We start from the raw sequence: 10,936 nt of genomic DNA, 5'->3' as shown, positions 1-10,936 counted from the left end.
CGCGACCCGTGCACTGGGAGCAGTACCCTCGTTCCGGCCGCCGCGCACCACCAGGAGGGCACCTGTGGACCACCTCGACTGGCAGAGGTCCAGCACCAGCAGCGACAAGGACGACTGGATCGAGATCGCCTCCGAGGGCGACCACGTCTACATCCGGGTGTCCGACGACCCCACCAACATCGTCACCACCACGCGCGTCAAGTTCGACGCCTGGGTGCGGGGCGCCAAGGCCGGCGAGTTCGACCACTTCGTGGCCTGACCCGGCCGGCCCGGCCGGGCTGTGGCGGGACGCGGTCTCGCCCAGCCGGGACGGGACGCGGTCTTCGCTCGGCCCGGGCGGCTGCGCTCAGGCCAGCCACACCCGCGCGTCGGCGCTCTCGTCGGCGATCCGCCGCAGCCGCCCGTCGACGACGGCCGCCGCCCGCCGGAAGACCTCCCGCCCCGCGTCGGTGAGCTGGATCTGGTGGCCCCGGCCGTCGCCGGGCGAGGGCCTGCGGTCCACGTACCCCGCCTCCACCAGCTGCGTCACCAGCCGGGAGACCTGCGGCTGACTGCGCGAGGTGCGGGAGGCGACCTCTCCCGGGCGGACCCACTCCCGCTCCGCCCAGAGCACCTCCATGATCTCGTACGCACTCACGCAGAGACCGAACTCGTCGGACAACGCGTGCTCGATCCGCTGGTTCAGCTGCGCGCAGACGCGCACCAGGGACAGCCACCGATCGGTCAGGGGAGTGTTCGCCACGCTCCGAGTCTAGATCCGACCCCCTGGCATGTCGATTCATGCGCATGTATCTTGTCGCCTCGGAAAGGAGCACCGATGACTGACGCGACCTCACTCATGGCCGCCGAACCGCAGAACGACCGCACCCGAGGCCCCGGACGGAGGCCGACGGACCACGAACCGGAACCCGCCAGGACCTCCTGGCTGCCGATGGCCGCCGTCGGCGTGGCCCAGCTGATGGTCATGCTGGACTCCACGGTCGTGAACGTGGCGCTGCCCTCGATCGGCTCCGCGCTCCCCGCCGACCGGACCGCCCTCCAGTGGACGGTCAGTGCCTACGTCCTGGTGTACGGCAGCCTGCTGCTCCTCGGCGGCCGGGTCGCCGACGTCGTCGGGCGGCGCCGGGCCTTCCTGGCCGGCCTGGCCACCTTCGCCGCCGCCTCCGTCCTGTGCGGCCTCGCCGGCGACCAGGGCCGGCTGATCGCCGGCCGCGCGCTCCAGGGCCTGGGAGCCGCGGTGCTCTCCGCCGCCGCCCTGTCGATCGTGGTGACGGTGTACCGGAACGAGGAGCAGCGGAAGGCCGCCCTCGCCACCTGGAGCGGCCTCGGCGTGATCGGCGCCATCCTCGGCGCCGTCCTCGGCGGGCTGGCCGTCTCCGCCGTCAGCTGGCGCTGGGCCTTCCTGATCAACATCCCGATCAGCCTCGCCTCCGCGATCACCGCTCTGCGCAGCCTGCCGGCCCAGCGCTCCGAGGGCCGGCGCCCGCTGCGGCTGCCCACCGCCCTCCTCGCCACGGCCGGCCTGGCCTGCCTCGCCTTCGGCCTGATCCGGCTGCAGGACGGCCTGACCTCCGCCCCCGCATGGGCCGGCCTCGGCCTGTCCGCGGTCCTGCTCACCGGCGTCGCCCGGGCCGAGCTGGGTGCGTCCGACCCACTGCTCCCGCTGCACCTCCTGCGCGTCCCGACGTACTGGCTCAGCAGCCTCGGGCTGCTGCTCGCCGCGATCGTGATGATGGGCAGCTCCTACCTGGCCAGCAACTACTTCCAGGGCGCCCACGGCATGAGCGCCTTCGCCACCGGCCTCGCCATGCTGCCGATGGGCCTGGCCGCGCTGTTCTTCGCCTCCGTCGTGCCCCGGCTCATCGGCGCCGTCGGCCCGGGCCTGACCTACCTGGTCGGCGCGCTCACCCAGATCGCCGGTGCCGCCGTCCTCGCCACCGGGCCGGCCACCACGGCCGTCGCCGTCGTCGCGCTGGCCGTCATCGGGGCCGGCCTGCCCACCTGCTTCGTCCCCCTGTACGGGATCGGCACCGCCCACGTCCGCCCCGAGGAGTCCGGCGTCGGCTCCGGGCTGCTGAACACCTTCAACGAGAGCGGCGCCGCCCTCGGCATCGCGGTGATCGGCACCGTCCTGGCCGCCTCCCTGGACGGCGACGGCGCGGCCACCCCCGACGCGCTGACCACCGGCGTCGGCCACGGCTTCCTCGCCGTGGCGGTCTGCGCCGCCCTCGCCGTCGCCATCGCCCTGGGCCTGCACCGGCTCACCCGCGCCCCCGGACGGGACTCCTGAGCCTGCCCCTTGGGCCCTGCGCAGGAAGTCGGCCGGGCCGACTTCCTGCGCGCATCGGCCTCGGCCTGCCGGGCCAGGAGTTCCAACACCCTGGCGAAGCAGCTGCACGGCAGCGGAATCCTCGACGCCGGCTTCAGGGACGGAGAACACGGGCGCGGGCCCCGTTCGCCGAACGGGGCCCGCGTGCGCCGGTCAACGGTGGCGCTTGAACTCGCGCAGGAGTGCGAGAAGGTTGATCACGGTGCTGGCCGGAACGCTGCCGAGGGAGACCAGGACCCGGCCGTTCAGGATGGTCTCACCCGGCTTGGCGGACGGCCAGAGCAGACCGAACTCGCGGCTCTCGGTCCGGAGTTCCACGATGAGGTCGGCAAGTTCGCGGCTGGTGAGGTGGTGGATGGCCGGGTCGGCGGGATGGATGGGATGGAGGGCGTTCACGCGACGGAGTCCAGCTCGAACCAGACCCGCTTCCCGAGTTTCTGCGGCTCGGCGCCCCACCGGTGGGTGAGCCCCTCCACCAGCTGAAGCCCACGGCCGGATTCGGCCCGGAGGTCGAGCTTCTGACACTTCGGCAGTTCGGAGCTACGGTCCGCGACCGTGACGCGGAGGGTGTTGCCGGAGTAGACGACCGTGACGACGGGCGAGAGCGTCGCCCCGTGCCGCCACGCGTTCACGACGAGCTCCATCATGGCGAGTTCGGCATCCCCGATGGAGGAGTCGGGGTACCCGGCGCGCAACATCGCGTCGCGCAACACCTCGCGGGACACGGTGAGGGAGGGGGAGTTGAGGTGGGGGTCACACATGGGGAATCTCCCAGCGGTGCAGAGGAATGCCGTACAGACAGGCACTACTGACGACCCATCCGGTCGGCTGTGTTATTGAACTGTAGGGGAATATCCCTCAACTCTGCAACACGCTCCGCACATGCATCTACACTTTGCGTAGGCATCGATCGCGCGAAGGGGCACCTCATGGGGTTCAGGACTGGGATCAGCGAACGACAGCGCCGCCTTGGCGAGGAACTTCGTCGTGTTCGAGACGCCGCAGGCCTCTCAGCTCTGGAGATCGGCCAAGCTCTCGGCGTGAAAGGCCCGAACATCAGCCACACCGAGGCTGGCAGGCTCGGGCTCAACCTTGAGCGGCTGAGTGCCTGGCTCGACATCTGCAATGTCACCGATCCCGCGTACCGCGCCGGCCTCATCGCCATGAGCGAGAGTTCGGGCAAGGGCTGGTGGACCGAGTTCAAGCACGACGTGATCCCTCCAGCCCTCGATCTGGCCGAGGTGGAGGCCAACGCCACGGCCCTCGACACCTACGAGACACTCCTGATCCCCGGCCTCTTGCAGACCAAGGCCTACAGCGAGGTCATCCATGGATACAACGACAGGAAGGTCGAGTTCCGTCGTCAGCGCCAAGGGCTCCTGACGGGTGAGAACGCGCCTCCGCTCCGGGCAGTGATCCACGAAGCCGCCCTGCACATGATGTACGGAGGCCCTATCGTCATGCGCGACCAGCTGACCCATCTGATCGAGATGAGCCAGCTGCCCAACGTGACGATCCAGATCCTCCCGTTCGACTGCACTACCTACACGTCGACCGATACCCCGTTCATGCTTGCCCGGGGATCACACGCGCGGTTGCACACGGTTCTTCTCGAACATCCCCATGGCTCCACCTTCGTAGGAGATCCTGAGTCGGTGGCAGCGTTTGACCAGAAGTTCGACCGGGTCAGGGGACTGGCTCTTCCTCCCCTGTCAGTTTCCGCTCCGGCACCGTCCGCCACCTATCGTGACTCGATGGGCTTGATCCAGCACATCCGTTACAAGGTCCAAGGAAGGTGACCATGAGCCAGCTCATCTGGCAGAAGTCGAGCTCCAGCGGCGACCAGGCCAACTGCGTAGAGATCGCCTCCGAAGGCGACCGCATCTATATCCGCGAGTCCGACGACCCCGCCCACATCGTCACCACCACCCGCACCAAGCTCCACGCCTGGATCCGCGGCGCCAAGGCCGGCGAGTTCGACCACTTCGCCGAAGCCTGACCATCGCGGTACCGGGGTCCAGTCGGCTCACTCGTCAAGGGCAGGTAAGAATGACCCACCTCAACTGGCAGAAGTCCAGCTTCAGCGGCACCAACACCAACTGCCTTGAGATCGCCTCCGACGGTGAGCTGGTCTACATTCGCGAGTCCGACGACCCCACACACATCGTCACCACCACCCACACCAAGCTCCACGCCTGGATCCACGGCGCCAAGGCCGGCGAGTTCGACCACTTCATCGAAGCCTGACCACCGCCCCGTCCCCCGTGCCAAGGCCCCGGGGGACGGAGCCGGCTCACGCGCCGGGGTGCTCCGGCAAAGCAGCCCAGTCCGCCCAGGAGATCTCGCGGCCGAGGAAGCGCGGCTGCTCGAACGGCCAGTCGGCGGCGATCCACTGCGGCACGAGCGCGTCGAACGCCTCCTCGACCTCGCTGCCCACCAGCTCGTCCACCACCCACCAGGAGATCTCACCGTCCGCGCCGGCCCTCTCCGGCGGGTCGATGTAGACGCAGCCGAGCACGGCCGTCTCCGCCGCGTCGAACAGCGCGTAGTTGAAGGACTGGTGTGCGGCGATCTCCTTCGCGTGCCGCAGCAGATCGGCCTGGTTGGCCTCGTAGGTCATGGTGGCGGCGGGCCATCCCCAGGCCGGCCCGAAAATGCTGAACAGCCGCTCGCGCGATCCCATCACGGCCGGGTAGTCCAGCGGAGCGTCCGCCTCCCGGACCGGCCGCAGGTGATAGGCGCCGCCCAGCAGCGGCACCTGAACGGGATGGACGAAGTCATCGGGAAGCCAGCTCATGGCGCCCGACCGTAACACCACCCGCCCGCCGACTCTCCTGCATTTCTCCCCTGCCGGCCGCACAGCTCCCGCAAGCGCCCCGTCGGCCCCGTACCTCCGGTTCGAACCCAGCTGGAGCTACACCAAGAACCGCCATCGCTGGGAGGAGGTCTCCGTCCTCGACACCACCGAGCAGCCGACGCTGGGCCTTCGACGAGTCCGCCGTGGTCACCAGGTGCTACGGCGAAGAGGGATTCTCCCCGACGCGGACGAGGAACGACCACCGACAGCTCTCGGGAAGCCGTGGCGACGACCCGTGACGTAGGAAGTCGGCTGGGCCGACTTCCTACGGAGGTAGGGCTTCTCGGCCCGTGCCCCAGGGCCCTGGGGCACGGGCCGTCGCCGTCGCCGAGCTTCAAATGAAGGCGCCCTTGGGCGTGAGAAGTCGGCCTGGCCGACTTCTCACGCACGGAAGCGCCCGCCGCTCCGGCGGAGCCGGAGCGGCGGGCGGGGCTGGGGCGGCGGGGTGGGATCGGAGCGCAGGGGCGGGGACCACGCGCGGGTTTCAGGGGCGGCTGCGGAGCAGGATGCCCTCGGCGAGGTCGACGGCCTCCCGGACCGGCACGAGCCGGCACTCCGCCGCGCCGATGCGGCCGGTGGTGATGCCGCGGGCGGTGCGCAGGACCTCGGCGCCGAGGCGGTCGAAGTGGAGGTCGTCCAGGTCGGGGGCCCGGAAGGTAGTCCAGCCGTCCGTCCCGACGCAGCGGTACTCGCGCACGGCCACGTCGGGCATCCGCAGGTCGGCCAGGTGGAAGGCGGTGAAGCGGCCCATCGGGACGCCGAGCATCAGCACCCGGGCGTCCAGGTCGTAGAGCCGCCCGAGCGGCGACTCCGGGCCGAGGTGGGAGGTCAGCGGGTGGTGGGCGGTGACCTCCCGGGCGAGCCGGCCGACGGCCGCCCAGGAGGTCTGCGGGTGGCGGCTGCGCAGCGCGCCCGGCCACGACCGGACCGCCTCGGACAGCGCCCCCATGGAGGGCGAGGCCGGGGTGGTGGCCGGGTCGAAGCGGGGCATCCGGGCCTGGTACTCGGCCAGCTCCGCCGGGGAGAGCCCGGCGGTGGCGGACTGGTGGATGCGTGAGGTGGCGGAGTTCTCGGGCGTGGCGGTGTAGGCGACCAGGGTGCCGTCGGGGCCCAGGACGTCGAGCAGGGCCCCGACCACACCGGCCGCCCCGCCGGGCACCGGTCCGAGGGTTCGCAGGGACGCCTGGACGTGCAGCACCGTGCCCGGGCGGACCCCGAGGCCGAGGAGGTCGTGGACGAGCGGGTGGACGGGGGAGGCGACGGCGGCGCCGCCGGCGCGGGATTCGGTGAGGATGGCGTCTCCCCGGGGTTGAGGGCCCCGGGCGGGGGAGGTCCCGGGGCGGCGGCGGGTGGAGGTCAGACCCCGGCCCGTTCCCGCCGTACCCGGTCCGCCGCCTGCTCGGCGGCGGCGGGCAGCGGCAGGGCGAGCCAGGGTGCCACGGTGGCACGCATGCCGTCGGCGAAGCGCAGGCCGGTCCCGGTCAGGGATCCGGACGACGCCAGCCGCTCCACGGCCTCGGCGGTGTACCGCCGCCAGAGCGCGAACTGTTCCCGCGCCCGGTCGGCGGCCGTGCCCGGCAGTCCGTCGTACGCGAGGGTGCGGGTGCCCCAGTACTCGGTGACGGCCAGGTGGGCGTACGTGCCCTGGAGCAGCCCTTCGAGCGGCCGGGGGTCGGGCCGCCAGGGGGCGAAGTAGAGCGTGGGGTCGGCGCGGTCGTAGAGGTCGGTCAGGTCCAGCACCGCGCCGAGCTTGACGTGCTGGAACTCGTGGGCGAGCAGCAGGGCGAGGGTCGGCGCGGTGGCCGGCCGGGCGATGCCGACCGCGCCGTACGCCTGCCGGGCCGCCGAGCTGACGTCCCGGCCGGTCGGGCCGGGCCGCAGCGGGGTGACGGTCGTCAGGCCGGCCCGGATGCCCTCGGCGTACCCGGGCAGGTCGCGCCCGAGCAGCTCCCAGGCCTCGCGCAACGCGCCCGTCCAGTCGAGCAGTTCGCCCGCGGAGAGGCGCTCCGCCACCGGGTGGTCGTGGCAGTCGCGCAGCGGGTCGGTGTCCTCCAGGGCGACGGTCCAGCCGTCGGCCAGCCGGATCCGCCGCAGCGGTTCGTCCGGCACGGTGTGCACCGAGCCGTCGGACGCGCGCACCTCGAAGCCGTCCGCCCGTCCGGTGACCACGGCCTCGCCGTCGGGTACGGCGATCCGGCCGAGCGTCGGCAGGTGCAGCCGTCCGCCGCGGACGGGCACGGCCACCGCGTCCCCCCGCCCGGCCCGTACCGCGGCCGCCGCGGTGAGCGCGGCCAGCGGGCCGAGTCCGACGGCGAGGTCCCCGGCGAGCCGGCGGGCCGCCCAGACACGGGCGTACGGGTGGGCGAGCACGGTGTCCACGGCGGCGGGGGCCGCCGCGTCGAGTTCCGCCAGCAGGGCCCACGCCTCGGCCCGCCCCTGTCCGGAGGCGTCCCAGGCGGCGGCCAGCAGCGCCCGGGTGAGGGCGAGTTGGGAGCGGCCGAGCGCGGCGACGGTCTCCGTGCCGCCGTATCCGCGCGCGAGTTCGTCGAGTTGCGACGGGGTGAGCGCGGCGGGCAGCAGCGGCTCGGCACCGGGCGGCGCGGCCTCGACCGCCTGCGCCGGAACGCCGACCGGACTCCCGCTCCCCGCAACGCCGTTGATGAACGTCATGAGATCACCGCAGTAGACGGAGGGATGGTCGAAGCTGCCTCCCCCATCGTCGCTCCGATAGCGGTGGGCGTACAGCCCGCCACCGCAGGAGCGGACCACGGAGCAGGCGCGGCAGGCCTCGGCGAGCCCGGCCAGGCCGGACTGGCGGGCGGCGATGCCGGGGTGGCGGGCGAGGTCGTCGAGGCTGTGCGCGAAGACGTCCATCCCGGTGGCGGGTGCGCCGTCGTACGCCGTCTTCAGACTGTCGGCCTGCTCGAAGGTCCCGTCCGTCTCCAGGACGGCCAGGTCGGAGGGCTCCAGGCCGAGCGACTCGGTGAGGCTGGAGAACCCCCGCAGGGTCCGGTGCACGGACTCGAAGGTCCGGACCGAGAAGGGCCGGCCGTCCGCCTCCCACAGTCGGTGGACGGTCAGCAGCCAGTCGGCGTAGGGGGTGGCGCCCAGCGCGGCGGGGCGCTTGGGCGGCTCGTCCCAGGTGGCGTGCGGGAGCAGGAAGTCCACGGCGGGCGGGCGGAGTTCGGCCAGCGCCCGGTACACGGCCGCCGGGTCGTTCTCGACGTCCATGGTGCACAGCAGCCCGGCGAACAGGTGCCGGTACGCGGGCTCGTTCAGCAGGGCGACCGCCCGCAGCACCTGGGGGTGGCTGCTGCGTCCGTCGGCGAACCGCCGGTGGCGGTCGTTGGCGGCCCGGTCGCCGTCCAGCGAGATGCCGACCTTGATGTCCTGCTCCGCGAACAGCGCGCAGAAGTCCCGGCTCAGCAGCACGCCGTTGGTGTGGATGCGCAGGTCGAGCGCGCAGCCGGGCGGGAGCGCCGCCCGGAGCGCCGTGGCGGCGCGGCGCAACCGGTCCGGGCCGGCGAGCAGGGGTTCTCCCCCGTGCAGGACGACCCGGACGGCGGGCAGCCGGTGGGCGGCCGCGTGCTCGCCGATGCGCTCGGCGGCCTTGGCCATGATCCCGTCCGCGATGACCTTCGGCCGGGACCGCCAGCTGCTGTCCGCGTGTTCGTAGACGTAGCAGTGGTCGCAGGCCAGATCGCACCTGCTGTGCATCTTGACCACGAACTGCGTCAACGGCAGCGGATTCGACGTCGTCATGGAGCTGGACTGTTCGGTTCGGCTCGGTCTGGTTCCGCTCGGCGTTCCGGGTCGGTCAGATCGAGGAGTTGAAGGCCGCGACCGGCACGAGGCCGGAGTCCGCGCCGGGGAGCGCGCGCTGGAGCCGGGAGGCGAGCTCTTCCGCGCCGAGCGCGGCGAGATCGGCGAGCGAGGGGCGTTCCGGCGTCTCCTGAGGGTCAGTGAGCTTGCCGGCCGGCCTGGTGCTGGTTACCGGAGTCATGTTCGTTTCCTTAGGCGCGGTTAGGACCTGCCGAGGGTGGGTAGGCCCACCCGGTTGCGACCAATGTAGTGCCCGCGAAGGCTCCGCGCGGCACCTTGCGGACCCGAGTTGGGCTCCCCAGGCGGCCTACGTCGTACGACAGCGCGATGCACCCCCAGAATTCACCCGTTCAGCGGTCGCGCACTTCGCCGTGGCGCACGCCGAAGCGTGTCGCGGGGGCGAAAATGTGGACCGGAAGCCGGGCACACCCCGGGAGTGCCCCGCGAACGCCCCGGACAACCGCCCCATCCGGCCAAAGCACCCGCCGCGCCTGCTGCGTTCCCCCGGCCCGCCGAGCCGGCCTACTCCCCCAGCCCCCGGACGGTCCGCACCAGCTCCTCGGTGAACTCCACGCCGCTGACCGTCAGTTCACCGCAGCCCAGGAGCGTCTCCCCGGCACTCAGGGTGTGCGCCCGCCACCGGACGAACTCCCCGTACGCGCGTTCGGCACCCCTCCCCCCGGCCGCCGCCTCCGCCCGCCAGAAGTCCGCCACCCCCAGGTGCGCGTACGCCCCCTGGAGCAGCGCCCCGGCCGGGCGCAGGTCCGGCCGCCAGGGGGCGTGGTGGACGGCCGGGCCGTTGGGCCGGTGCAGCGGCACGAGGTCCAGCAGCGCGCCGAGTTGAACGTGCAGGAACTCGTGCACCAGGGCCAGTGCGAGGAGCACCGGATCGCCCGGCAGCGAGGCCGCCACCGCGCCGTACGCCCGCCGAGCGGCAGCGCTGACCGCCTCCCCGCCAGGAGCCGGCCGCAGCGGCACGACGGTGGTCACGCAGGCCGCGACCGCCTGGGCGTGGCGGCGGTGACGGCGCACCAGGATGTCCCATGCCTCGGTCAACCCGCCCTCCCAGAGCGCGAGTTCGGCACGGCCGAGCGGACCGGCCGGCGGCCGCCCGTAGTCCACCCGGCGCGGCCCGCAGTGGTCCACCGACGGCTCCCAACGCAGCCCGTCGCACTCCAGCGCGAGGACCGGCCCGGGGCCCGGACGGAGGAACTCGCCCAGCTCGCCCAGCGGAACGTCCTCCCCCGCCGCCGCACCGCGCAGGCAGTCGGCCGCCCAGGCGTCCAACTCCGGCCGCAGCAGAGCCGCTTCCCACCGCGCCCGGTCCTCCCGCTGCAAGGCCCGCACCCGGTCGTACGCCTCCCGGTAGCCCTCGTGCTCCGGCACCGCCCGCCGCAACGCCAGCAACAGCAGCGCCCGCTTGCTCAACTGCCCCGCCCGCAGCAGCCGCACCGCCTCCGCCCCACCCCGCGCCCCCGCGATCGCCCGGAACGTCCCCCGGTCCACACCGTGCCGCGGCAGCCCGTTCGCCCCCCGCGCACCCGGCACCCAGGCCGCCACCACCTCACCCGTACCCGCCACCGCTCCTCCTCCGCACCGGCCCCATCCGCCCCGCAGTCTCCCCCCGCCACCCCGAACAATCCGCCCGACGACGCCCCATAACCCGAACGGCCGACCCCCAGCGGGCGCGCAGGGCGAAAGCCCGCGCGCCCGCTACACACCCGCCCCACACCCCATCCCCCAGCCCTCACCCATCAGCAGGCATCCCTCCACCTCCCCACCCCCCCAGCAGGGCATCCCCCACCTCCCCCACCCACCCACGCCCCCTCCCTCCCCCAGCGAGAGGGACGCGCTGCGGAAGGGGGCGGCGCAGGGGGTGGGTGCGGAGAGGGGCGTGACGGGTGATTTTCAGACTGCCAACGCTCCCC

The 10,936-nt window shown here is 72.8% G+C and carries 13 protein-coding genes; 5 read left to right on the top strand and 8 right to left on the bottom strand.

Annotated features, from left to right (window positions below):
- Window positions 1-64: 64 nt before the first annotated feature.
- On the top strand, window positions 65-259 hold the full coding sequence (locus ACIQI7_RS34770; RefSeq protein ID WP_401117850.1) for a DUF397 domain-containing protein: 195 nt from the start codon (window positions 65-67) through the stop codon (window positions 257-259).
- Window positions 260-346: 87 nt separating this feature from the next.
- Here ACIQI7_RS34770 and ACIQI7_RS34765 read toward each other — a convergent pair whose 3' ends face one another.
- Window positions 347-742, bottom strand: a complete 396-nt coding sequence (locus tag ACIQI7_RS34765) for a MarR family winged helix-turn-helix transcriptional regulator (RefSeq protein ID WP_401117848.1) — start codon at window positions 740-742, stop codon at window positions 347-349.
- A 75-nt stretch (window positions 743-817) separates the two neighbouring features.
- Between ACIQI7_RS34765 and ACIQI7_RS34760 the strand changes: the two genes are divergently transcribed.
- Window positions 818-2,290, top strand: a complete 1,473-nt coding sequence (locus ACIQI7_RS34760; RefSeq protein WP_401117846.1) for an MFS transporter — start codon at window positions 818-820, stop codon at window positions 2,288-2,290.
- Between the two features lie 192 nt (window positions 2,291-2,482).
- Here ACIQI7_RS34760 and ACIQI7_RS34755 read toward each other — a convergent pair whose 3' ends face one another.
- Together ACIQI7_RS34755 and ACIQI7_RS34750 are read right to left on the bottom strand one after the other, a co-directional pair.
- A complete protein-coding gene (locus tag ACIQI7_RS34755; protein ID WP_401117844.1) occupies window positions 2,483-2,725 on the bottom strand; it encodes a hypothetical protein in 243 nt (80 codons plus the stop codon).
- Window positions 2,722-3,090: an ATP-binding protein gene (locus ACIQI7_RS34750; protein WP_401117842.1), complete on the bottom strand. Its 369-nt coding sequence runs from the start codon at window positions 3,088-3,090 to the stop codon at window positions 2,722-2,724. Before ACIQI7_RS34750 ends, ACIQI7_RS34755 begins: the two co-directional genes overlap by 4 nt.
- A gap of 168 nt (window positions 3,091-3,258) precedes the next feature.
- Here ACIQI7_RS34750 and ACIQI7_RS34745 point away from each other — a divergent pair, with 168 nt between their 5' ends.
- The 3 genes from ACIQI7_RS34745 to ACIQI7_RS34735 are packed head-to-tail and all read left to right on the top strand — an operon-like array spanning window position 3,259 to window position 4,576.
- Window positions 3,259-4,128 (top strand): helix-turn-helix domain-containing protein, encoded by an 870-nt coding sequence (locus ACIQI7_RS34745; RefSeq protein ID WP_401117840.1) that lies wholly within the window; start codon window positions 3,259-3,261, stop codon window positions 4,126-4,128.
- Window positions 4,129-4,130: 2 nt separating this feature from the next.
- Window positions 4,131-4,328 (top strand): DUF397 domain-containing protein, encoded by a 198-nt coding sequence (locus ACIQI7_RS34740; protein ID WP_401117838.1) that lies wholly within the window; start codon window positions 4,131-4,133, stop codon window positions 4,326-4,328.
- Between the two features lie 50 nt (window positions 4,329-4,378).
- Complete coding sequence (locus ACIQI7_RS34735) at window positions 4,379-4,576, top strand: DUF397 domain-containing protein (protein ID WP_401117836.1); 198 nt, start codon at window positions 4,379-4,381, stop codon at window positions 4,574-4,576.
- Between the two features lie 46 nt (window positions 4,577-4,622).
- Here the strand turns inward: ACIQI7_RS34735 and ACIQI7_RS34730 are convergent, their stop codons facing one another.
- From ACIQI7_RS34730 to ACIQI7_RS34710, 5 genes are all read right to left on the bottom strand, one after another.
- Entirely contained in the window at window positions 4,623-5,126 is a 504-nt protein-coding gene (locus tag ACIQI7_RS34730) for a GNAT family N-acetyltransferase (protein ID WP_401117834.1), read from the bottom strand.
- A gap of 544 nt (window positions 5,127-5,670) precedes the next feature.
- The gene (locus ACIQI7_RS34725) at window positions 5,671-6,384 is read right to left on the bottom strand and encodes an aminoglycoside N(3)-acetyltransferase (protein WP_401117832.1); all 714 of its coding nucleotides are present in this window, start codon (window positions 6,382-6,384) and stop codon (window positions 5,671-5,673) included.
- Window positions 6,385-6,542: 158 nt separating this feature from the next.
- Complete coding sequence (locus ACIQI7_RS34720) at window positions 6,543-8,948, bottom strand: FxsB family cyclophane-forming radical SAM/SPASM peptide maturase (protein WP_401117830.1); 2,406 nt, start codon at window positions 8,946-8,948, stop codon at window positions 6,543-6,545.
- 55 nt (window positions 8,949-9,003) lie between these two features.
- The gene (locus tag ACIQI7_RS34715; RefSeq protein WP_049660424.1) at window positions 9,004-9,189 is read right to left on the bottom strand and encodes a hypothetical protein; all 186 of its coding nucleotides are present in this window, start codon (window positions 9,187-9,189) and stop codon (window positions 9,004-9,006) included.
- Between the two features lie 341 nt (window positions 9,190-9,530).
- Entirely contained in the window at window positions 9,531-10,589 is a 1,059-nt protein-coding gene (locus ACIQI7_RS34710; RefSeq protein WP_401117828.1) for an aKG-HExxH-type peptide beta-hydroxylase, read from the bottom strand.
- Window positions 10,590-10,936 lie beyond the last annotated feature (347 nt).

It is taken from the genome of Kitasatospora sp. NPDC092039, from assembly GCF_044756065.1.
Taxonomy (GTDB): Bacteria; Actinomycetota; Actinomycetes; order Streptomycetales; family Streptomycetaceae; genus Kitasatospora.
This window is presented reverse-complemented; position numbering and strand designations above follow the sequence as displayed.